The sequence below is a fragment of the Roseovarius sp. S88 genome, assembly GCF_037023735.1.
GTDB classification, from domain to species: Bacteria; Pseudomonadota; Alphaproteobacteria; order Rhodobacterales; family Rhodobacteraceae; genus Roseovarius; species Roseovarius phycicola.
In genome coordinates this window covers 2,316,095-2,337,121 of the sequence record NZ_CP146069.1, presented here as the reverse complement: position 1 = coordinate 2,337,121, position 21,027 = coordinate 2,316,095, and the positions used below count along the sequence as shown (strand labels likewise).

Sequence of the window (21,027 nt, the reverse complement as noted above, 5' to 3'; positions counted from 1 at the left end):
TTCGCGACACATCAACCGAATTTGAAGTTGTGCAATTGATTACTGAGATTCGTCGCAGGCGCTGACAAGCTGCTCATATTGCTGCGTAACCCATCCCAGAGCTTGTTCAGGGTCGCCATCTTGAATCTTCTCGGTAAGTTGCGAGAACACGCGCGCTGAGCGGCTGTCGTCGACAATCTCGATGTTCTGGCCGCTGATGACCGTTTCATAGACGAAATAGGCAATCGCAACGAGGAGAATGCCGCGTGCCACACCAAAGAGGAACCCGGCCCCCTGGTCCAATCCACCCAGGGCAGAGCGCTGCACAATGGATGAAAAAAGTGGAGTAATCAGGGAAGACACAATCAGAGCCACGGCAAAAACAAGCGCTGCGGCGCCGATCATAGACAATTCGCAATTTTCGCCGATCAGATCGCTCAGGACGGGGATTTCCTTGACCAACGGTTCAACCTGCGGGGCAAAGACAAAAGCCAGAATGGCTGCGACAACCCAACCTGCGATGGCCAGCGATTCGCGCACGAAGCCTCGCGAATAGGCCAAAAGCGCAGACAACACGATGACAAGCACCACGATGCCGTCAATGATGGTAAAGCCTTCCATTTGCTCTTTCCTGTCCCAATGACGCAGGTCAGCCCGCGCCGAAAATCTCACCTACAAAGCCGGTCAGATCACTCATCTGCGTGAGCGTCAGCCCGCCCGACCCCTCGGATTTTCCACCCGAAGGAAGGATGGCTGATGTGAAACCAAGTTTTTTGGCCTCTTTCAACCTGTTTCCGGTTTGAGCAACCGGTCTGAGGGCACCAGACAGGCTGATTTCGCCGAAAAGGACACAGTTTTGGGGCAATGCTGTGTCTTCTCGGGCACTCAAGAGGGCGGCTGCAACGGCCAGATCGGCGGCGGGTTCGCTGATTTTGATGCCGCCTGCGACGTTGAGATAGACATCCAAGCCCGCAAAGGGAATGCCACACCGCGCCTCCAGCACCGCCAGAATCATGGCGAGACGCGCGCTGTCCCAGCCCACCACAGCGCGTCGGGGCTGGGAATGCGGAGTGGGGGCGACAAGCGCCTGCATTTCGACCAGAACAGGCCGTGTGCCTTCGATGCCTGCAAACACGACGGAACCCGGCGCAGGATCGCCTCTGTCTGACAGGAAAAGCGCAGAGGGGTTGGTTACTTCGGCCAGCCCAGCACCAGTCATCTCAAAAACGCCGATTTCATCTGCCGGGCCAAATCGGTTTTTGACGCTGCGCAAAATACGGAACTGATGTCCGCGTTCGCCTTCAAAATAAAGCACGGTGTCGACCATATGCTCGACAACACGGGGACCTGCGATCTGGCCCTCCTTGGTGACGTGGCCCACGAGTATGACGGACGTGCCCTTTCGCTTGGCAAAGGTGGTCAGCTCATGGGCCGAGGCGCGGACCTGCGCCACGGAGCCCGGCGCGCTTTCGACATTGTCGGCCCACATGGTCTGAATCGAGTCAATGATCACGAGATCGGGTTTTTCGGCCTCGAGCGTTGTGAGAATATCGCGCAGCGAGGTGGCTGTGGCCAGCTGCACCGGTGCATCGCCAAGGCCAAGCCGCTGGGCACGCAGGCGCACCTGAGCGCTGGCCTCTTCGCCTGAGACATAGAACACCTTAACCCCCGCAGCGCCGAACTTGGCCGCAGCCTGCAACAGCAAGGTGGATTTGCCGATGCCCGGATCGCCCCCCACCAAAATCGCTGAAGACGGGACAAGCCCGCCGCCCAAAACGCGGTCAAGCTCTGCTATGCCCGATTGCGTGCGCGGGGGCGGGGCCTCTTCGGTGGCCAGATCGGCTAGTTGAATGGGTGTGCCACGTTTAGAACCCAGAGATTTGGAGGCCGGGCCGGTCGAAAGTTGTGCCTCTTCGACAATCGTGTTCCACTCGCCGCACGCCTCGCACCGCCCAGACCATTTGGAATGCACAGCACCGCATGCGGTGCACGAAAAGGAAGCAGTTTTGCCCATGCCTCGGTCATGCCTGATGCCGGGGCGCGGGTCAAATGGTCATCTGCCTGGAAAGATTGCTCACTCTGCAGGCGTCTGGTGAAGGCCAAAGACATAGCCGTTTTTGGGTGGCTCAAACTCGGGCAGGGCGAGCTCTGGCTCTTGCTCCAGCTCGGGCAGGATGTCCTGCAACTCCTCGCGCAACCGTGCGATCTGACTTTGCGCGATGCTTTCCTCGGTTTCAACGTCCTGAGACCAGTGTTTCAGGCTGTGAATGACCCCTTTCGCCTGATCAATGCGCTGATTGAAGATCTCGACCTCCTGCTGGCGTTGTTTGAGGAAGGCTCGGGCGCGGTCGACCTTGTCATCAGAATAGACCTCGGCCAAATCCCGGCTGATGAAAGACATCTGTGCTGCTATCTCAAGGATCTGCGGTTCAAGCGTCTCAAGATCCGGATGCTCTCGCATATAGGCCAGGCGCTCGCGAATGCCGTCAAATTCGGTTTTGATGTTGAACATGCCCGCACGGTCAGCGGCATGCGTTGTGGCGTAGGCTTGGGTCACATCCTGCATCGAGAGGTGAAACTTGCGATGCGAGTTTTCCAGCGCCATGATCCGGAAGTTTGCAGGCAGAAAGGCACAGAGAAGAACTGCCAGAGCGGTGAGTGTGATCTGTGCGATTTGGCCTGCATTGTCATAGACGGTTCCGCCGAATGTGGCCTGAAACTCTAGCCAGGGCAGGAGGCCGAATGAGGCCAGCGCTGTTGCTCCGACGAGCAATAACGCGGCGATGGAAAAAGCAAGGAGCGCCAGTCGGTTCAAAGCCTGACTGACAATCGCGGCGGCGGTGCGCATGGTTCTGGTCATTTTCTTGCCCCAATAGAAGTGGTTCTGCATTGATGTAGGCGGGAAGTTGCCGGGCGTGCATACACATTGGCATCACCGTTTGGTGCAAACCTGAAAGACTTACCTAAAAATTTGGTTTTATTGACTTAATTCTTGTTCACACCACGATCACCAGCGCGTGCGCGCTTCTCTGTGGTAAAGCCAATAGCGATGGAGGCAAGGATACACGCCGTGAAGAGATAAAGCCCCCAGGCGGTCTCAATCCGGCCCACACCAATGCCTTTGGTGAGCGTGATGTAGAGCGCGATGAGAAAGATATCGGCCATGGCCAGCTTGCCCAGGATATGCAGCACCGGCAGCGTTTTGCGGCGCAGATAGCCGAAATGGATGAGGGCCAGCCCAATGGTTTTGAGGTAGGGCGCGAAGAGGGCGAAGAAGGTCACGAGCAGAGCGAGAAACACATCGCTTTCCCAAAGCGATTGCAGCCCGGTGATGACAGATATCTCTGATAGGCCGAAGAGCGGAAGGAGACCGGCGCGCATCAGAGGGGCGAACCATGCAATGGGGAAAAGGATGAGAAGCGTAAGGTTGAGGTATTTGATCATATCCGTCCTTCATGCGGTGCCGCAAAAGCCTTCTAAAGGCTTTTGCCTAAACTTTTCAGAAAAGTTTAGGCGCTTCTCACCGAACCGCCTCAATCGGTCCTTCTGCCGACCCGGTGATGAACTGCTCCAGATAGGGGTCGGCAGAAGTATCCATCTCTGCCACAGGCCCGGTCCAGCGGATTTTGCCGCCATGGAGCATCGCCACGTTGTCTGCAATCGCCCGGACCGAGGACATGTCGTGCGTGATGGTCATCGCCGTAGCGCCCATCTCGACGACAATCTCGCGGATCAACTCGTTAATGACACCCGACATGATCGGATCAAGGCCAGTGGTTGGCTCATCGAAAAAGATGATCTCCGGTTCCGCGGCAATGGCACGGGCCAGTCCCACACGCTTTTGCATGCCGCCAGAAAGCTCGGCGGGAAACTTGTCGGCCTGATCCGGGGTCAGCCCCACACGGCGCAGTTTTTCGATGGCAATCTCACGCGCCTCGTCCTTGGGCCGTTTCAAAGACCCGCGCAAAAGGCGGAAGGCCACGTTTTGCCAGACCGGGAGCGAGTCAAACAGCGCACCGCCCTGAAAGAGCATCCCAAAGCGCGCCAGAAACGCATCGCGGTCGCCTTTGGTCACGTCTTTGCCGTCGAGCGTGATGAGCCCACTATCAGGGTGAATAAGCCCAAGCACGCATTTTAGCGCTACGGATTTGCCCGTGCCCGAACCCCCGATGATCACCATCGACGTGCCCTTGGGAATGTTGAGGTTCACCCCGCGCAGAACCTGATTGTCGCCAAAGGCTTTGTGGACGTCGTTGAGCTCTATCATATCGAGAAAAACACCCCTGTGAGGATGAAATTCGCCGCCAGAATGAGTACGGCTGCGGCTTGCACCGAGCCTTTGGTGGCGCGGCCTACGCCCTGCGCACCGCGGCCTGAATCCATGCCGTAGTAGCAGCCCATGAGGGCCGCGATGACACCAAACACGCCGCCTTTCACAAGACTGGATATGATGTCGCGCGCCTCAAGAAAATTTACTGTGTTCTGCATATAGGTGGCGGCATTGAAGCCGAGGTTCTGCACCGCCACGGTATAGCCGCCAAGGATGCCGATGATATCGCCGATGCCTACGAGGACGGGCACGGTTATGAGCGCGGCCAGGACGCGGGGGGCGACGAGGTATTTCATTGGGTGGGTCGACAGCGTTGTGAGCGCGTCAATCTGCTCGGTCACTTTCATCGTGGCAATTTCAGCGGCGATGGAGGAGGTCACGCGCGCGGCGATCATCAAACCCACCAAAACGGGGCCAAGTTCCCGCACCATACCGATGGCGACGATCTGCGGGACCACGGCCTCGGCATTGAACCGCGCGCCGCCGGAATAGATTTGCAACGCAAGCGCGCCGCCGGTGAAGATCGCAGTGAGGCCCACGACCGGCAGCGACAACCAACCAATCTGCAACAAAGCATGCAGAAGTTCGCGTGGGTAAAAAGGCGGTCGCAGGATGTGTGAAAACGCGGACAGCATAAAGAGTGTCACGCGTCCCAGCATGGCCAGCGCCGCCAGTGTATTGCGCCCAAGCGCCGCCAGAGGAGAGAGGATGAGGGTCATCCGCCGCTGTAACGCCGCGCGTAGCGCGCGCCCAGAGACGTCAGGATTTCATAGCCGATTGTACCCGAATTCTTGGCCAGATCATCAACAGTCTGATCCGGACCAAGAAGTCGCAACGCTTTGGGATCGCTGGTCATTTCAGTGATGTCAACGCTGATCGAATCCATTGAAATCCGGCCTGCAACAGGGCAGGGCACACCGTCCGCATAGAGAATGGTCTTTGGTCCCATGGCCCGAATGATGCCATCGGCATAGCCAGACGACACGGTGGCGATGCGGGTGGGTTTCCTGGCTGTGAAGGTGTTGCCATAGCCCACGGTTTCTCCCTCGGTGAGATCCCGGCACTGTATCACCGGCAGATCAAGGCTGGCCACAGCGGTGGCCTCCGCAAAGGGCAGACCGCCATAAAGACCCACGCCGGGGCGGCAGAGATCAAAATGAAAGGCCTCGCCCAAAAGAATTCCGCCTGTCGCCGCCAGCGAACGCGGCACATTCAGCCCCTCGGTCATCTCGGTAAAGGCCGCAAGTTGTTGCGCGTTCATCGGATGGTCCGGCTCATCGGCGCAGGCAAGGTGCGACATGATCAGAAGCGGATGGGCGGCCAGCGCCATTTCCCGTACAGCGGCCCATTCGGGTGGCTCCATTCCAAGCCGGTTCATCCCGGTATCAAGCTGAATCCCAAACCGCGCCAGCGGCGCGGCCTCAAGATGGCGGATGAGCTGATCAACCGAATTGATCATCGGCATGAGGTCCATATCGCGGATCATGTCGGCGTCACCGGCCATATGGCCTGAAAAGACATGAATGGCCGGGCCAGGGCCTAGAGCTTCGCGCAGAGTGGCACCTTCCTCAGCGACTGCGACGCAAAACGTCCTAACCCCAGCACGGGCCAGCGCGCGCGCCACGCGCGCCATGCCCAGACCGTAGGCATCTGCCTTGACCACAGCGGCGGTTTCGCCCGCGGTTTTGGCATCCAGCGCCCGCCAGTTGGCGACGATGGCATCAAGATCAATGGTCAGCTGTCCGGTGCTCATGGGGGGTGGTTTTGACAGGATAGAGAAAAGGGTCAAGTGGAAAGGCGGCTCTTTCCGGGCGGGGCCAAGACTTTTCTGAAAAGTCTTGGCAAAAGCCTTCAGAAGGCTTTTGCGGCATCGCGCGTGAAATCAGAACTCCTGACTGTCCTGCTGCCAGGGTTTGACAAGATTGCCAAACCGGGTGAAGCGGCCCTCGAAGCTCAGTTCCACGGTCCCGATTGGTCCATGGCGTTGTTTGCCGATGATCACCTCGGCGCGGCCGTGCAGACGCTCCATGCGTTCCTGCCAGGCGGCGGTTTCTTCCAGCTTGTCCTCGGACGGTTTTTCGCGCTCGGCGTAATATTCTTCGCGGAACACGAACATCACCACATCCGCATCTTGCTCAATGGAGCCAGATTCACGCAGGTCGCTCAACTGTGGGCGTTTATCATCGCGCGATTCCACCTGACGGCTGAGCTGCGAGAGGGCCACCACAGGGATATCCAGCTCTTTGGCAATCGCCTTCAATCCTTGTGTGATTTCAGAGACTTCGTTCACACGGCTGTCTTTCGCCGAAGCGGGGCGCACGAGCTGGAGATAGTCCACAATCAGGACATCCAGCCCATGCGTCCGCTTCAGCCGACGGGCACGCGCCGCAAGCTGGGAGATAGGCAAAGCGGGGGTGTCGTCGATGTAAAGAGGGCACGATTCGAGCGTTTTGGCCGCCTCGACGAAGCGGCGAAACTCCGCTTCGGTCATGTCGCCGCGCCGGATCTGTTCAGAGGGCACTTCTGATGCCTCTGACAGAACCCGCGCGGCGAGCTGCTCGGCGCTCATTTCGAGCGAATAGAAGCCCACGACACCGCCATCGACAGCCCCTTCAGAGCCATCGGGAAGCGCCCCGCGTTTGTAGGCTTTCGCGATATTGAAAGCGATATTGGTCGCAAGGGAGGTTTTGCCCATCGAAGGGCGCCCTGCGAGAATAAGAAGGTCCGAGCGGTGCAAGCCACCCAGTTTTTTGTCCATGTCCGTGAGGCCTGTGGACATGCCTGCGAGGCCGCCATCGCGCTGATAGGCGGCGTTAGCAACATTAACGGCGTCCGTTACGGCCTTGAGAAAGCTCTGAAATCCGGTCTCGGACTGACCTTGTTCGGAGAGCTTGTAGAGCTTTTGCTCAGCCTCCACGATCTGATCGCGCGGCTCGCTATCCACCTCGGCGCGGATAGCCTTGCCAGCAATTTCATGGCCGAGGCCAATGAGTTCGCGGCGCACGGCCATGTCATAGATCATCTGTGCATAATCGCGCGCGGCGAAGGCAGAAATGGCGGCACCGGCCAGTCGTGCAAGATAGGCCGGGCCGCCAAGTTCCTTCAGTCCCTCGTCATCTTCGAGAAAGGTTTTCAGCGTCACTGGAGAGGCCAGGTTGCCCTTGGCGATGCGCGCTGCCGCGGTCTCGAATATCCGCGCATGGACGGGATCGTAGAAATGCTGCGGGCTGATCAGGTTGGCCACCCGATCATAGATGTCGTTATTGGTCAGGATCGCACCCAAGAGCTGTTGTTCAGCTTCAATGGAATGCGGCATCGTCTCAAGATTTTCGACGCCTGTATCGTTGGTGTTTAAGCTCGCAATTTCTGTCATCTTTAGCCCCATGTCCCGTGGGGAGGTGTCTTACAAAACACCGTCGGAGCGGTGCAAATTGTATCTTTATGTGGATAGCATGTGGATATCCGCTCGATACCATATCTTGCCGAGTAGAAGTCGTTTACGTCAACATATCGTTTGGCGTTTTCTCAAGTTACGCTGCAAGCAGGCGGAAACGCGCGTAAAAATTTTTTGCAAAATTGTCTTTACACGGAGGTGGCGTGCCGCGACTCAGCCGCGCGCGGCCTGCCAGGCGCGCGGGTCTTGCAGAAACGATTCGACACCATCAAGTGAGGCGGCGTCAAAGGTACCCTGCGCCCGCGCCTCGGCCAGCACGTCCCACCAGGTGCACAGGTGATGCAGCATTACGCCGTGATCCCCGAGTGTTTTCTCAGTCTCAGGAAAAATGCCGTAGTAGAAGATCACAGCCGTGTGGCCACAGCTGGCACCTGTCTCTCGTATGGCATCGACAAAGCTCAGCTTTGAGCCCCCATCGGTAGTCAGATCCTCAACCAGAAGCACGCGGTCAGTCTCGCCCATCACGCCTTCGATCCGGGCGTTGCGCCCATATCCCTTGGGCTTTTTGCGCACATAGCTCATCGGCAGGGCCATGCGTTCGGCCACGAGTGCAGAAAAAGGGATGCCTGCGGTTTCGCCGCCCGCGATATTGGTGAAAGCTTCAAACCCTGCGTTGCGCATCACGGTGACGGTCATAAAATCCATCAGCGTGGACCTGATGCGCGGGAAGGAGATGAGCTTGCGACAGTCGATATAGGTCGGGCTGGGAAGGCCGCTGGCCAGTGTGAAGGGGTCTTCCGCGTTAAAATGCACCGCTTCGATTTCCAGAAGCATGCGCGCCGTGAGGCGGGCGATCTCGGCTTGGTCGGGATAGGTGCTTGGAATCATGGGCTGGTCCTTAGTGGCAGAGTGCAGATGCCTCCGGCGGGGATATTTGGAGCAAAAAGAAAGATCAAGTCACCCGCCAATGCAGCGGCATTTGCGGATCGAACAGAGTGACAGGGCCGTCTTCGGTGTCGATCTTTTGCGGGTAGCTAATGGGTTCGCCCTTGGTCAGTGTGACTGTCTCGGTGTTGACCGGCAGGCCATAGAAGGCGGGGCCGTTCTCTGAGGCAAACCCGGCGAGGTTGTCGAGCGCATTTTCTTGTTCGAACACTTCGGTCAGGATCGAGAGCGTGTTGGTTGCCGTGAAACACCCCGCGCAGCCGCAGGCGCTTTCCTTGTTGGGATCCGTATGCGGCGCGCTGTCGGTGCCGAGGAAAAAGCGGGCGTCGCCGCTGGTGGCCGCCGCGCGAAGGGCCAGGCGATGTTCTTCGCGTTTGGCCACGGGCAGGCAGTAGTAATGCGGTCGGATGCCTCCCACCAAAAGATGATTGCGGTTGATCACCAGATGATGAGTGGTGATGGTCGCGCCAAGATCGGCCTTGTTTGCTTTCACGTAGTCGACGCCGTCCTGCGTGGTGATATGTTCCATAACCACCCGCAGACCCGGCATGGCGCGCCGTAGCGGATCCAGAACGCGATCGATGAACACAGCCTCGCGGTCGAAAATATCGATCTCAGAATCGGTGACCTCACCATGGACACAAAGCGGCAGGTCGATTTCAGCCATTTTTTCCAATACGCCGCGAACTTTATCAAAATCTCTTACGCCAGATGCAGAGTTGGTGGTAGCGCCAGCCGGATAGAGTTTCACCGCCTTGATCAATCCGTTTTTGTGGGCTGCGGCGACATCTTCCGCGTCGGTGTCCTCGGTCAGGTAAAGTGTCATCAGAGGCTCAAATACCATGCCCTCCGGCAGCGCCGACAGAATGCGATCCCGATAGGCGGCGGCGTCCTTACCGGTCACCACGGGTGGCACCAGATTGGGCATGATGATCGCGCGGCCGAAATGCCGGGCGGTTTCGGGTAGAACGGCACGCAATACGGCACCATCACGCAGGTGCAAATGCCAATCATCAGGGCGGGGGATGGTCAGGCTCTGGCTCATGGGATTGTGGCTTACACAATCAAAGCTGTAACCGCCAGAGCCGTTCCTGCCTTTCGCGAAATGCGCTAGAGAAAGTCCCGTTCAGGCATCAAGACACTTTGTTCCTCTGCACGTTCATAGGCGGCGCGCAGCGCGCGGCGAAACCGTGGTCCGGGCGTATTCTGCAGTACGTGATTGCAAAACTGAGCCGTGAGATAGAGCCGGCCGCCATCCTCCAGCCTTGCCAGGGCAGATTTGAGGTAGGGCGGGTCTTCGCGCCGGACACGGAACAGGCGTGCAAGGCTTAGGATGTCGAGCTTGTCGGCGCTCATCTGAGCCAGTAGGCGCAACAGCACTTTCATGCGAATAAGTCCCTGATCCAAACGGGGGCCCATAAATCGCATGCGAAAACGCGTCACATTGGAGCGTTTGAAGAGGGCGGCATGCATGGCGTCTTCTTCGATTTCCGGATCGTAAAGAATGAACGCCTTGTCGGCGGCATCCAGCATATCTGGCGCATAGCCGTACCGCGTGGTGAAATCGAGACGGCGCATGCGGCGAAACCGGTCATCCCATTCGGTGAGACGCGGATCGAGCGTGGCTTGCGGCTGAATAGCCAAGACGCGCGCGCCCGGAGAGGCCACTGAATAGGCAGCGGCGGCATATCCACAGGGACCCGCGCCGTAAAAAATCACCTGATCAAACTCCTCAAAGAACCCATCATCAATCAGTTCATCGAAAAAGCCGTAGACCCGTCCTTCACGGAACCAGGTGCGCCCTGTGCAAGTCAGGCAGAGATGCGACCAGCCCAGAGCCTTGGCCATTTGCCAGCCGACCGGTTGGGCATCAGTCGACGTGTCGCTCAGGGTGTCAAAGGCTTCAAAGCTCACCAGAAGGGTCGGTTTTCCGGCGATATAGACAGCGCCGTGCTTGGATCCCAAGGATTTCGCATACCCGTCAGGCGGCATGGCGGCGGCCAACCGTTCCAGCCATTCTTCCCAGCTGAGCCCGGACAAAGAGATGTCCAGCACAGAAGGATAATCGGAACTCATGCTCGATCCTCAAACTACAATGGGCCGCTTTGCGCGGCTTTCTGGGGGAAACGCTAGGCATCAATCTGGGCAAAATCATGAAAATTGAAGGGTTTTGGCGGGTCGAGGTCGTGTGGGCTTGGCGGCGCTGGCCTTGACCTTGGAAGGTGGACATGCAGTTCTCTGAGCAGGAAGGAGTGCCCATGACCGCACTGGAGACGATAGACGATGTAGATCGGCTTTTGGCCGGGCAGAACTATGTCTGCGACCGGGCTCTGAGCACCGTTGTGTTTCTGGCGCTGCGGCTGGGGCGGCCGATTTTCCTGGAAGGCGAGGCCGGGGTGGGAAAGACCGAGATTGCCAAGGCATTAGCCACCGGGCTGGGCCGGCGGCTCATTCGGCTGCAATGCTATGAGGGGTTGGATGCATCGAGCGCGGTTTATGAATGGAATTTCGCGCAGCAGATGATCGCCATTCGAGCGGCGGAAGCGGCGGGGGAGGTCAAAAGCGAGGCATTGAACACAGCGCTCTTTAGTGAAGAATTCCTGATCGAGCGCCCCTTGCTTGAGGCCATGCGCCCGCAGGAGGGTGGGCCTCCAGTGCTTCTGATTGACGAGTTGGACCGTACAGACGAGCCGTTTGAGGCTTTCCTACTCGAAGCTCTCAGTGATTTTCAGGTAACGATCCCGGAATTGGGCACAATCGCGGCATCCGAGCCGCCCATTGTGGTTCTGACGTCAAACCGCACCCGCGAGGTGCATGACGCCCTCAAACGGCGCTGCCTCTATCATTGGGTGGATTACCCCAGTTTCGAGCGTGAAATCGAGATCCTGCACGCCCGCGCCCCCGAAGCCGCCGCGAGCCTCAGCCATGAGGTGGTGGCCTTTGTGCAGCAGCTGCGCACCGAAGATCTGTTTAAAAAGCCCGGCGTGGCCGAAACCATAGACTGGGCCAAATGCCTTCTGGCGCTTGATGTGATCAGCCTCAGTCCCGAAGTTATCGCCGACACGCTGGGCGCGATCCTGAAATATCAGGATGACATTGCCAAGCTGCAGGGATCAGAGGCCAAGCGGATCTTGGATGAGGCGAAGGCGAGTTTGGAGATCGCTTAGTGCTTCTTTCTTGTCAAAAATACCTTGGGGGCTTGGGGGTGAAACCCCCAATCAATAGATATGCCTGAATACGCCCCCCTCGATCTCCCCGAAAACCCCAAGCTCACGCACAACATCACCCATTTCGCGCGCGCCTTACGCAAAGCTGGCTTGCCGGTGGGGCCGGGACGGGTGATGGATGCCATTCGGGCGGTGGAGGCAGCGGGGTTTACCTCGAAACAGGATTTTTTCTTCACCCTGCGTGCCTGTTTTGTGAACCGCCCAGAGCAACGCGCGGTGTTTGCCCAAGTGTTCCGGCTCTACTGGCGGGATCCACGCTACATGGAACATATGATGTCGCTCATGCTGCCTGCGATCCGTGGCGTGCAGGAAGATCGGACGGCAAAGGCAGCCGAGAAGCGTGCGGCAGAGGCGCTTTTGGATGGTATTGAGCCGGAGGTGCCAGAGGCGCGCGACGATGAGGGCGAAGAGACGCTGATCGAGATCGACGCCTCGCTCACCATGAGCCGCGAGGAAAAGCTCAAGACGCTGGATTTTGAGCAGATGAGCACATCCGAGATCGCCGAAGCCAAGCGCATGCTGGCCAAGCTGAGGCTGCGGGTCAAACCTTTTGGCTCGCGCCGAGGGATGCCCTCTCATACCGGCCATCGCATTGACGCCCGCAAGACCCTGCGCGCGGCGATGCGGCGGGGTGGGGAGATGCGGCGCATTCACTTGCAAAAACCGCGCCCGCGCTGGCCCAACCTGGTGGTGCTCTGCGATATTTCCGGCTCGATGAGCCAGTACAGCCGCATGGTGCTGCATTTTCTGCATGCGGTGGCGAACGAGAAAGGCGCGGGCTGGGCCAAGGTGCATGCCTTCACCTTTGGCACGCGGCTCACCAACATCACCCGGCATCTGGCCACCCGTGATGTGGATGCCGCGCTGGCCGCGGCGGGCCAGGAGGCGCAGGACTGGGAAGGTGGCACGCGGATTGGGGCGTGCCTGCATGCGTTCAACCGAGACTGGTCGCGGCGGGTGATGGGGCAGGGGGCGGTGGTGCTTCTGATCACCGATGGTCTCGACCGGGGCGAGGCCAAGGATCTGGGCCGCGAGATGGAGCGGCTGCACTTGTCGTCCCGTCGCCTGATCTGGCTCAACCCGCTCTTGCGCTGGGACGGGTTTGCGCCGCGCGCCACGGGTATCCGTGCCATGTTGCCGCATGTGGATGCGTTTCGTGCAGGGCACTCCATTGCCACGCTCGAGGATCTGGCCGCAGCGATTTCAAAGCCCGGTGATCTGGGCGAAAAGGCCCGGTTATTGGCAGCGCTCTGAGCCTTGTACTGCTGCGTGGGCCGGATCATAGTGCCATCATGACAGACCGCTTCGACAACATCCCTGAAATCGCCCTCGATTGGCACCGCGCGGGCAAGGGCGTGGCGCTGGCCACAGTCGTGGAAACCTGGGGCAGTGCGCCGCGGCGTGTGGGCAGCCAGCTTGTGATCTCCGGCGAGGCCGAGATCGAAGGGTCGGTCTCGGGTGGTTGTGTCGAGGGTGCGGTGGTAGCCGAGGCGTTGGATGCCATAGAAGAGGGCAAGCCGGTCATGTTGGAATATGGCGTGAGCGATGGCGATGCTTTTGCCGTTGGTTTGGCCTGTGGCGGGACGATCCGGGTTCTGGTGGAACCAATTGGCACGGTGATGCCCGTCGCCCTTTTGGAGGGGCTGGTCGAGGCACGCGCGGCGCGTCGGCCAGTGGCCTGTATAACGGGTATCAACGCCGAACGACGGCTGGTGCGTGAGGGATTTGCCGAGCGTTTCCGTATGGACCGCTCGGGGTTTGAGGACGACGGCGAGACGTTTGTGGCCATCCACAACCCGCCCTTGCGGCTGATCATCGTGGGGGCTGTGCATATTGCCCAAGCGCTGGTGCCCATGGCGCGGATTGCGGGGTTTGATCCGCTGCTCATTGACCCCCGTGAAAGCTTTGGCTCAGAGGCGCGCTTTCCCGGTGAGACAATCCTGCATGATTGGCCTGATGAGGGCGTGGCGGCCTATGGGCTTGATACCCGCACGGCGCTGGTGTTGCTCACGCATGATCCCAAGCTTGATGATCCCGCACTGGAAGCGGGGCTGCGTTCGTCTGTGTTTTACATCGGCGCGCTCGGCTCAACCCGGACCCATGCCAAGCGGGTGTCGCGCCTTGAAGAGAAAGGATTCTCGCAGGCAGAGATTGCCCGCATCAATGGCCCGATTGGGCTGGACATCGGCGCGACGAGCCCGTCCGAGATTGCCGTGGCAATCCTTGCGCAGATGATCGGTGTGCTGAGGCGGGGCGCATGAAATTTGCCTCTGTTCCTTTGGCCAGTGCAGAGGGAGCGATCCTTGCCCACTCTGAACGTCTTGCCGATGGGCGCCTGCGCAAAGGGCAGGTATTGCGCGCCGAGGATGTTGAGCGCCTCCGCGCAGCGGGTTTGACCCACGTCACGGTGGCTGAGCTTGAAACTGGCGATGTGCATGAAGACCTCGCGGCGCAGGTTTTGGCCAAGGCCACGCTTGGAGATGCCGAGAAGTTAAGCCTGAGCCAGCCGTTCACGGGTCGTGTCAACCTGATTGCTGATGCGCCGGGCGTGGTGCTTGTTGATGCCGACAAAGTAACAGCGGCCAATGAAATTGACCCCACGATCACTCTGGCAACCGTCGCGCCATATTTTCAGGTGCACGCAGGCGGCATGGTCGCGACGGTCAAGATCATAGCTTATGGCGTGCCCGAGACCGCTCTCACTCAGGCGGCCAAATCAGCGCGTGATGCAATCCGCTTGGCAACACCGCGCTATGCGACGGCCAGCCTGATTGTCAGCGACACCGCCGAGGGGCCGGGCCTGCGCGGGGTGGAAGCCATTCGCGACAGGCTCTCGGGGTTGGGGATGCGGCTGAGCCAGACACTAAGCTGCCCGCACGAGGTTCCGGCTTTGTCAGACGCGATTGCCTCGGCGTCGGGGGATATCATCCTGATCCTCACCGGCTCGGCCACATCCGATGCGCGCGACACCGCGCCTGAGGCCCTGCGTGAGGCAGGCGGAGAGGTCACGCGCTTTGGCATTCCAGTGGACCCCGGTAATCTGCTTTTTCTGGGGAATCTGAAGGACCAACCGGTCATTGGCCTGCCCAATAGCGCGCGTTCGCCAGTGCTGCATGGCGCCGACTGGGTGCTGGCGCGGGTGGCTTGTGGCGTGCCGATTGCTGACCGTGATTTTGCCGCGATGGGGGTGGGTGGATTGCTCAAGGAAATCCCGACGCGGCCGCAACCGCGCCGGGCAGGCAGGTCTTAAAGCTCGCTATCGAGCTTTTCCAGAATCGCGGTCCAGCCGGCGTTGTGGTTGTCACGCAGCTCTTCGGTTGCAAAGCGGATATGGGTCAGGCGCACATGCGTCCCGCGCCCTTTGGGCGTGAACTCGATGGTCACTTCGCTACCTTCAACGCTAAACGGACTTTCCCAGGTAAACACGATCTGTCGTGGACGGTCGATCGTCTTGTAGACACCACCATGGGGCAGGGCCTCGTCACCGTTTTTCATGATCAGATCAAACCGCCCCCCGACTTTAGGGTCGGTTGCGGCTTCGGGTGTGGTCGCGTTTGGACCGGGACACATGAATTTTGTCAGCATCTCGGGATTCAGCCAGGCGTCAAAAACCGCTTCAGGCGGCGCGCTCAATGTGCGTTCGACCGTAAGAACAAGGTCTTTTTCAACTATTGTCATTCGGATTTTTCCTTTTTGAGAATGTCATCGAGGGCCTCCAACCGGAGGGCCCAGATCGAACGCAAATCGTCAAACCACAGGTCGATGGCGCGCAGGGGCTCCATGTTCACTTCCATCAGGTGCTCGCGCCATTCCGTGCGCCGGCGCACCAGATCTGCGACCTCCAGCACCTTAATGTGCTTGGAGACTGCGTTCAGGGACATGTCGAAATGCCCGGCAATATCCGTGACCCGCAGCGGCCCGTGCTGGGCCAGAAGGGTCAGGATGGCGCGGCGTGTGGGGTCGCTGGTGGCCTTAAACAGCTCTGTGAGTTGTGGCGGTGATTCTTGTTCAACCATATGGGTGAATAACAACTTGATGTAATTTGATCAACCAAAAAGTTGAATGAGGAGAGCCATGCGTTTGTGTAACTGACCGACGCGAGATGATTTTGAAGGCATACAGTTGATTTCTTGTGGTCAGGGCAGCAGGTTGGAGGATCAATTTGAGCCCTCCAAGCGCATCTATTCATTTCACTCCGGCACGGCATCGAGAAGCGCGGCCCCGTCGTGCCAAAGACGGCGCTTTGTTGATGGTCGCGCAACGAATATTTGGCAGAAAGACTTGGCTGAGCAAAAGCGCAAAGAAAAAGCAAGGCAGTGCCGTCCCCCGTCCCGCTGCCGTCACGGCTCTTTTGGGAAATCTAAGCCCGCGAAGCGATCAAAGTGAGTCGTGAGCCCAAGATGACTCCCCTCGCGCGAACTCAAGGCGCGTAGCGCCGCCGCGCAGCCGCCAGACCGCCCGTTACGCCGGAAGCGTACCAATGAGAGTCGGCGCACCTTTGGTGCGACGGGCTGGCGATTGGCCCACGTGGGAGCTTTGATCGAAGAATTTGCATACTTGGCTGCTATAAAGTGATCTGATCCAATGGCAGGTCGCCACCGCGCGGTCTGGCCATCACGCGTCTTCGCAATCCAATTGGCAAAGACCGTGTCGTTCGCTCAGCTGCCAATGGCGGCTGTGAGCCCAAAGCGGAATTTCCGTGAGAGCACTCTATTCCAAGTTTTAGTCCTTTAGGCTAAATGTACAGCCGTGACGGCCGAAACATCGTATTCAAAGCGTGGCTTTCCAGATCAACAACAAGAGGTCTGCGAAGCCCTGGAAGAATGCACACATCATAAATTTCAGATGCGACGCCTTCGATGACGATTTTGTGCTCGATTTCCCTTGTCTTCAGATTGACCACAGAAATGGAACACTCCGGTTCGAGCCCTTGCTCTTGGAGCTTTTGGTTCAAGGGTGTTTCGTCGTTTCCTTCGAAAACCCCCTGACGCCGTGGTTTGGACGCGCCAACGAGTGCGTAGTCCTTCCAGAAGGAAAGCCCCCGGGTAAAGCCCGGGATGAAACAAATCGGGTTGTACTTTCCGGTTTTGCGATCGACTTCGGCCAGCTCGCCCATGCCACTGTTGGCGACGTAAAGCTTGTTTCTATGCAGCTGGGGTGAGTGTGGCATATGAAGCGTGTCGCAGAGTATCTTGCCAGACTGAACATCAATGAGGAGCCCTGTGCAGTTGCTTTTCGGAAGCACGCGCCAGCCCATTTCGGTATCTGTGTCTGCAAAGCAAGTCACGTATCTTGGTGCGCCGTACTCTAACTCCAGACAGTTCAAATGGCATCGGTCACCATAAGCAAATTCGCTTATGAAACTCGGCTTCCATATGGGCTCAAAACTCCATTTCTCATGAAGCTTTGCCACGCAGTTGAACTGGCAGGAGGTGAAGTAAACGCCGCTGTCGCTCACGCGGACATCGTGAAGGTTAATGTATCCTGTTGTTGTCGCACCGATAGGGGCAAAAATCGCATCATGTCCTTGGGATTCTTGTCCTTTATCGAGAAAGTTCTCTAAACGCCAAATTTGTTTGTAGCCCGCCATCCACAAGGTACCATCGTGCAAACTCAATCCCATGGATCTTTGAAAGTTTGCATCTGAAAAAACAAATTTCCCCGCCTGGTCCAAGCCAATCATGAACAGCTTACCGATGTGGTAAGTATTAAAGGCCAAAGAGACTTTGTTCTGAGACAACCATTTGCGAAACCCTGGGCTCGGCAGCAGTTTGATTTGCCCGGTTTTTGTTTCAGGTGCTTCTGGAAAAGCAAGCTCTTTGTCCTGATCACTCTCTGCTGGACTTTGTGCCAAACTCGTTCCTGCTAACTTTATTATCTTTCATTGAAACGCTAGCGTGTTGTGACACCAAATAGAACAACAAGTTTCGCTAGGAAGCGGGGTGAGACATGACAGAGCAAACAGATTCCGGCGGACTCATCAATGTTTCTCCGCTTTATCCGAACGACGATATCCTGCGCGTATTTGGTGAAATCGCCTTTCTTGCTTTTTACTCGGACCTTTATGGTGCTTGGTCTGCGCGCGCGATAGCGCGTTCATTCGAACCGCCGGTATATCTTAAGCAATTCAACGTCTATCGTGCCAAGAACGTCCCGCGCGGAATGGTCACTTGGGCGCTTCTCAATAAAACGACGGAAGAAAAGCATGTTTCGGGTGGCGGGCTGGATAGCTTTGATGATTGGCAATCCGGCAAGCAGCTTTGGGTCATGGATATTATGGCACCATGGGGTCACGGGCGTGATGTGATTGAAGACATCAAGGCCACTGTACAAACCAACAGCGTGAAAACTCTCCGTGTACATAATGGACAGAAAAAAATACTCGAATGGTACAGAGAAACGCCTGAATCAAAATGGAAAATCAGATCCAGAAGAATTTGACCTGCAGCCTAAAAAGACCCTGAGCGCCTCTTACTTTGAATGTGAACTGCCTAACTTTTACCCAAGTTGTTCCACAAATTCCGCACCTTGGTTGTTCTATCCCTGAAGCTCGAATGAATCGCATTGATGGAGCGCCTCAGCCCTCGGTGGATGATGGTACGGGATTTTTGAATGGTCAGTTTGTCAGGTCCAACGACCGCAAGCATAACAGAAGGTCTCAACGGCGCGGGGAATATCACTGCAAGCGGGACAGTCGCGAACAATGAGCCGGGGATCTACTCGTGGTTGCCAGGTGGATATACTATTCTGTCAGCGCCCACCTTTGGCACGCTTACCATCACACAAAACACCGCAAACGGTGAAGGCGGCTACACCTGGAGCTTTGTGGTCGATTCAGACGACCCTGCGCTGGATGGGCTTGATCGCGGAGACAGTCTGGACATTACGTTCAATGTCCGGGTCACTGATGTATCTTACAATTCAGCGAATGGCTTCGCTTCTACAGTCAATGGCACGGCAGTCATCGATACACATCAAGTCACAATTACGATTTTTGGCGAAAATGAAGTGTGTTTCATGCGTGGCACTGAAATTTTGACCGAAGACGGGCCGCGCCGGATTGAGACCTTAATGGTCGGTGACAAAGTTTTGACGCGTGACAATGGCGCGCAACCCATTCGCTGGATCGCTGCCTCAAAGATCAGCAAAGAAAGACGTCGTGGGAACTCTCAACTGGAACCTATCGCAATTGAGGCCGATACCTTTTCGCCCGGAGTGCCGTCAAAGAATCTTATGTTGTCGCCTCAGCACCGCGTTCTTGTCGAAAACGCAAAGTTGGATGTTTTCTTTGGAGAGGCCTCTGCGTTCGTGAGCGCGAAAAACCTGATTAACTTCAGAAACGTCTACACGTGTGGTGGGGAGGTGGAAGACTTGGAATACTGGCACCTCGCGCTCGATAATCATGAAGTGGTGTTTGCCGAGAATTGCCCGGTTGAATCGCTCCACTTTGGAGAGGAAGCCCTTAGTACACTGAGCCCGGAACAACTCGCAGAACTCAATGACGTGTTTCCCAGTCTTGCAGGTCGTGAAAGTCCGTTAAGCTTTCCAGAGCTTCGTGCTTTCGAGGGACAATTGATCTCGCAGACGCTGTGATTGGCAGGGATATCCTGTCGGGTCCAGTTTTCAGGACGGGATTTATTCAAATGGCAGCTTCGTCCGCGATGCAGTCATAGCTCAACCATAACTCACCCCAACGACCCATCCGCCAACAACCGGGTCTTGCCGCGCAAATACGGATGCAACACGTCGGGCAGTTCCACAGACCCATCCGCCTGTTGACCGTTCTCCAACACCGCAATCAAACACCGCCCCACGGCGAGGCCTGACCCGTTTAGCGTATGCACAAACTGCGGCTTGCCGCCATCGGCTGGCTTGAACCGGCCATTCATGCGCCGCGCCTGAAAATCGCCGCACACAGACACCGAGGAGATCTCACGATAGGTGTTTTGCCCCGGCAGCCAGACCTCGATGTCATGCGTCTTGCGCGCGCCAAAGCCCATGTCGCCGGTGCAAAGCACAATCGTGCGGTAGGGCAGACCAAGCTTTTCCAGAATGCCCTCGGCGCAGCGCGTCATGCGGTCGTGTTCCTCCAAAGACCGATCCGGATGCGTCACAGACACCATCTCGACCTTTTCGAACTGGTGCTGGCGCAACATACCAGACGTATCCTTACCCGCACTGCCTGCCTCAGAGCGGAAACACTGCGTATGCGCCACATAGCGGCGGGGCAGGTATCCTTCCTCCACCACGCTGTCATGCACGATATTGGTGAGCGTCACCTCGGCCGTTGGCACCAGCCACCAACCATTGGTGGTCTCATAGGAATCCTCACCGAACTTCGGCAGCTGCCCGGTGCCATACATCATCTCAGGCCGCACCAGCACCGGCGTCCAGGTCTCGGAGAGCCCGTTTTCCTCCACATGCGTGTCGATCATGAACTGCGCCAGCGCCCGGTGAATGCGCACCACACCGCCGGACATGACGACGAAACGTGATCCGCTGAGCTTTGCCGCGGTCTCGAAATCCATACCCGGCTTCACGCCTTCGATCTCAAAATGCTCGCGCGCATCAAAATCAAACGCACGTGGTGTGCCCCAGCGTTTGATCTCGACATTATCGTCCTCGTCCTCACCATCGGGCACATCCTCAAGCGCCAGGTTCGGCAGGCCCATGAGCAGATCGGTCAATTCCTGATCCAGCGCCTTGGCCTCGGCCTGCATCGCCGCGACTTCCGCCTTCTTATCGCCCACCAGCGTGCGCAGCCGCTCAAACTCGGCCTCGTCGCCCTTGGCTTTGGCCGCGCCTACCTCTTTGGCGGCCTTGTTCTGATCGGCCTGCGCTGTTTCGGCGGCTAGGATTTTGGCGCGCCGCGCCTCATCCACCTTCAGGATACTGCCTGACGCTCCCGACACCCCGCGCCGCGCCATGGCTGCATCAAAGGCGGATGGGTTTTCGCGAATGGCACGAATGTCATGCATCGGTCAGGTCCTTGGTTGGCTCGTGAATCGTCTGGCACCTGATAAACAACTATCGCAGAGATGTAACCAGTCGATTATCGCGCGCCACGCCATTTGCACCGACGTGATACCGACGCAATACCGACGTGATACCGACGCGCCTTTCCGCCTTGCAAATGTGCGGCACCAGACATA

The 21,027-nt window shown here is 57.7% G+C and carries 21 protein-coding genes; 6 read left to right on the top strand and 15 right to left on the bottom strand.

The window, feature by feature from the left end:
* Positions 1-39: 39 nt before the first annotated feature.
* The 11 genes from RZ517_RS11820 to RZ517_RS11770 form a co-directional block, all read right to left on the bottom strand.
* Positions 40-600 carry a CvpA family protein gene (locus RZ517_RS11820; RefSeq protein ID WP_338548426.1) on the bottom strand — a complete coding sequence of 187 codons (561 nt, stop codon included), beginning with the start codon at positions 598-600 and terminating at the stop codon, positions 40-42.
* Between the two features lie 28 nt (positions 601-628).
* A complete protein-coding gene (gene radA / locus RZ517_RS11815) occupies positions 629-1,993 on the bottom strand; it encodes a DNA repair protein RadA (RefSeq protein WP_317055138.1) in 1,365 nt (454 codons plus the stop codon).
* A gap of 60 nt (positions 1,994-2,053) precedes the next feature.
* Positions 2,054-2,839, bottom strand: a complete 786-nt coding sequence (locus RZ517_RS11810) for a DNA repair protein (protein WP_317055137.1) — start codon at positions 2,837-2,839, stop codon at positions 2,054-2,056.
* 125 nt (positions 2,840-2,964) lie between these two features.
* On the bottom strand, positions 2,965-3,423 hold the full coding sequence (locus RZ517_RS11805; RefSeq protein ID WP_338548425.1) for a paraquat-inducible protein A: 459 nt from the start codon (positions 3,421-3,423) through the stop codon (positions 2,965-2,967).
* A gap of 76 nt (positions 3,424-3,499) precedes the next feature.
* Complete coding sequence (locus tag RZ517_RS11800) at positions 3,500-4,246, bottom strand: ABC transporter ATP-binding protein (protein ID WP_338548424.1); 747 nt, start codon at positions 4,244-4,246, stop codon at positions 3,500-3,502.
* Positions 4,243-5,028, bottom strand: a complete 786-nt coding sequence (locus tag RZ517_RS11795) for an MlaE family ABC transporter permease (protein WP_338548423.1) — start codon at positions 5,026-5,028, stop codon at positions 4,243-4,245. The genes RZ517_RS11800 and RZ517_RS11795 overlap by 4 nt, the downstream gene beginning before the upstream one ends.
* Positions 5,025-6,062: an alanine racemase gene (gene alr, locus RZ517_RS11790; RefSeq protein WP_338548422.1), complete on the bottom strand. Its 1,038-nt coding sequence runs from the start codon at positions 6,060-6,062 to the stop codon at positions 5,025-5,027. Before alr ends, RZ517_RS11795 begins: the two co-directional genes overlap by 4 nt.
* Positions 6,063-6,191: 129 nt before the next feature.
* On the bottom strand, positions 6,192-7,682 hold the full coding sequence (locus tag RZ517_RS11785) for a replicative DNA helicase (protein WP_338548421.1): 1,491 nt from the start codon (positions 7,680-7,682) through the stop codon (positions 6,192-6,194).
* Positions 7,683-7,916: 234 nt separating this feature from the next.
* A complete protein-coding gene (locus RZ517_RS11780) occupies positions 7,917-8,591 on the bottom strand; it encodes an orotate phosphoribosyltransferase (protein WP_338548420.1) in 675 nt (224 codons plus the stop codon).
* A 64-nt stretch (positions 8,592-8,655) separates the two neighbouring features.
* Complete coding sequence (gene pyrC / locus RZ517_RS11775; protein ID WP_338548419.1) at positions 8,656-9,693, bottom strand: dihydroorotase; 1,038 nt, start codon at positions 9,691-9,693, stop codon at positions 8,656-8,658.
* 65 nt (positions 9,694-9,758) lie between these two features.
* Positions 9,759-10,724, bottom strand: a complete 966-nt coding sequence (locus tag RZ517_RS11770; RefSeq protein WP_338548418.1) for a phosphoadenosine phosphosulfate reductase — start codon at positions 10,722-10,724, stop codon at positions 9,759-9,761.
* Positions 10,725-10,906: 182 nt separating this feature from the next.
* Here RZ517_RS11770 and RZ517_RS11765 point away from each other — a divergent pair, with 182 nt between their 5' ends.
* The 4 genes from RZ517_RS11765 to RZ517_RS11750 are packed head-to-tail and all read left to right on the top strand — an operon-like array spanning position 10,907 to position 15,125.
* A complete protein-coding gene (locus tag RZ517_RS11765; RefSeq protein WP_338548417.1) occupies positions 10,907-11,815 on the top strand; it encodes an AAA family ATPase in 909 nt (302 codons plus the stop codon).
* Between the two features lie 60 nt (positions 11,816-11,875).
* A complete protein-coding gene (locus RZ517_RS11760) occupies positions 11,876-13,129 on the top strand; it encodes a vWA domain-containing protein (RefSeq protein ID WP_338548416.1) in 1,254 nt (417 codons plus the stop codon).
* A 38-nt stretch (positions 13,130-13,167) separates the two neighbouring features.
* Positions 13,168-14,136 carry an XdhC family protein gene (locus RZ517_RS11755; RefSeq protein WP_338548415.1) on the top strand — a complete coding sequence of 323 codons (969 nt, stop codon included), beginning with the start codon at positions 13,168-13,170 and terminating at the stop codon, positions 14,134-14,136.
* Positions 14,133-15,125 carry a molybdopterin-binding protein gene (locus tag RZ517_RS11750; RefSeq protein WP_338548414.1) on the top strand — a complete coding sequence of 331 codons (993 nt, stop codon included), beginning with the start codon at positions 14,133-14,135 and terminating at the stop codon, positions 15,123-15,125. The genes RZ517_RS11755 and RZ517_RS11750 overlap by 4 nt, the downstream gene beginning before the upstream one ends.
* Here RZ517_RS11750 and RZ517_RS11745 read toward each other — a convergent pair.
* The 3 genes from RZ517_RS11745 to RZ517_RS11735 all read right to left on the bottom strand — a co-directional run bounded on the left by RZ517_RS11745 (position 15,122) and on the right by RZ517_RS11735 (position 17,729).
* Positions 15,122-15,553, bottom strand: coding sequence for an SRPBCC family protein (locus RZ517_RS11745; protein WP_338548413.1), 432 nt, complete (start codon positions 15,551-15,553; stop codon positions 15,122-15,124). The genes RZ517_RS11750 and RZ517_RS11745 overlap by 4 nt on opposite strands.
* Positions 15,550-15,891 (bottom strand): ArsR/SmtB family transcription factor, encoded by a 342-nt coding sequence (locus RZ517_RS11740; protein WP_338548412.1) that lies wholly within the window; start codon positions 15,889-15,891, stop codon positions 15,550-15,552. The genes RZ517_RS11745 and RZ517_RS11740 overlap by 4 nt, the downstream gene beginning before the upstream one ends.
* A 719-nt stretch (positions 15,892-16,610) precedes the next feature.
* Positions 16,611-17,729: a TIGR03032 family protein gene (locus RZ517_RS11735; RefSeq protein ID WP_338548411.1), complete on the bottom strand. Its 1,119-nt coding sequence runs from the start codon at positions 17,727-17,729 to the stop codon at positions 16,611-16,613.
* A 95-nt stretch (positions 17,730-17,824) separates the two neighbouring features.
* Here RZ517_RS11735 and RZ517_RS11730 point away from each other — a divergent pair, with 95 nt between their 5' ends.
* Positions 17,825-18,316, top strand: a complete 492-nt coding sequence (locus tag RZ517_RS11730; protein WP_338548410.1) for a toxin-activating lysine-acyltransferase — start codon at positions 17,825-17,827, stop codon at positions 18,314-18,316.
* Between the two features lie 171 nt (positions 18,317-18,487).
* Entirely contained in the window at positions 18,488-19,468 is a 981-nt protein-coding gene (locus tag RZ517_RS11725) for a Hint domain-containing protein (protein ID WP_338548409.1), read from the top strand.
* 92 nt (positions 19,469-19,560) lie between these two features.
* On the opposite strand, the gene serS is transcribed toward RZ517_RS11725, so the two are convergent.
* Complete coding sequence (serS, locus tag RZ517_RS11720) at positions 19,561-20,853, bottom strand: serine--tRNA ligase (protein WP_338548408.1); 1,293 nt, start codon at positions 20,851-20,853, stop codon at positions 19,561-19,563.
* Positions 20,854-21,027: the final 174 nt, after the last annotated feature.

Excerpts from the sequence above, each read along its gene's own strand:
- RZ517_RS11820 (WP_338548426.1), bottom strand. The coding sequence starts at position 600 with ATGGAAGGCTTTACCATCATTGACGGCATCGTGGTGCTTGTCATCGTG.
- radA (WP_317055138.1), bottom strand. The coding sequence starts at position 1,993 with ATGGGCAAAACTGCTTCCTTTTCGTGCACCGCATGCGGTGCTGTGCAT.
- RZ517_RS11810 (WP_317055137.1), bottom strand. The coding sequence starts at position 2,839 with ATGACCAGAACCATGCGCACCGCCGCCGCGATTGTCAGTCAGGCTTTG.
- RZ517_RS11805 (WP_338548425.1), bottom strand. The coding sequence starts at position 3,423 with ATGATCAAATACCTCAACCTTACGCTTCTCATCCTTTTCCCCATTGCA.
- RZ517_RS11800 (WP_338548424.1), bottom strand. The coding sequence starts at position 4,246 with ATGATAGAGCTCAACGACGTCCACAAAGCCTTTGGCGACAATCAGGTT.
- RZ517_RS11795 (WP_338548423.1), bottom strand. The coding sequence starts at position 5,028 with ATGACCCTCATCCTCTCTCCTCTGGCGGCGCTTGGGCGCAATACACTG.
- alr (WP_338548422.1), bottom strand. The coding sequence starts at position 6,062 with ATGAGCACCGGACAGCTGACCATTGATCTTGATGCCATCGTCGCCAAC.
- RZ517_RS11785 (WP_338548421.1), bottom strand. The coding sequence starts at position 7,682 with ATGACAGAAATTGCGAGCTTAAACACCAACGATACAGGCGTCGAAAAT.
- RZ517_RS11780 (WP_338548420.1), bottom strand. The coding sequence starts at position 8,591 with ATGATTCCAAGCACCTATCCCGACCAAGCCGAGATCGCCCGCCTCACG.
- pyrC (WP_338548419.1), bottom strand. The coding sequence starts at position 9,693 with ATGAGCCAGAGCCTGACCATCCCCCGCCCTGATGATTGGCATTTGCAC.
- RZ517_RS11770 (WP_338548418.1), bottom strand. The coding sequence starts at position 10,724 with ATGAGTTCCGATTATCCTTCTGTGCTGGACATCTCTTTGTCCGGGCTC.
- RZ517_RS11765 (WP_338548417.1), top strand. The coding sequence starts at position 10,907 with ATGACCGCACTGGAGACGATAGACGATGTAGATCGGCTTTTGGCCGGG.
- RZ517_RS11760 (WP_338548416.1), top strand. The coding sequence starts at position 11,876 with ATGCCTGAATACGCCCCCCTCGATCTCCCCGAAAACCCCAAGCTCACG.
- RZ517_RS11755 (WP_338548415.1), top strand. The coding sequence starts at position 13,168 with ATGACAGACCGCTTCGACAACATCCCTGAAATCGCCCTCGATTGGCAC.
- RZ517_RS11750 (WP_338548414.1), top strand. The coding sequence starts at position 14,133 with ATGAAATTTGCCTCTGTTCCTTTGGCCAGTGCAGAGGGAGCGATCCTT.
- RZ517_RS11745 (WP_338548413.1), bottom strand. The coding sequence starts at position 15,553 with ATGACAATAGTTGAAAAAGACCTTGTTCTTACGGTCGAACGCACATTG.
- RZ517_RS11740 (WP_338548412.1), bottom strand. The coding sequence starts at position 15,891 with ATGGTTGAACAAGAATCACCGCCACAACTCACAGAGCTGTTTAAGGCC.
- RZ517_RS11730 (WP_338548410.1), top strand. The coding sequence starts at position 17,825 with ATGACAGAGCAAACAGATTCCGGCGGACTCATCAATGTTTCTCCGCTT.
- RZ517_RS11725 (WP_338548409.1), top strand. The coding sequence starts at position 18,488 with ATGGTCAGTTTGTCAGGTCCAACGACCGCAAGCATAACAGAAGGTCTC.
- serS (WP_338548408.1), bottom strand. The coding sequence starts at position 20,853 with ATGCATGACATTCGTGCCATTCGCGAAAACCCATCCGCCTTTGATGCA.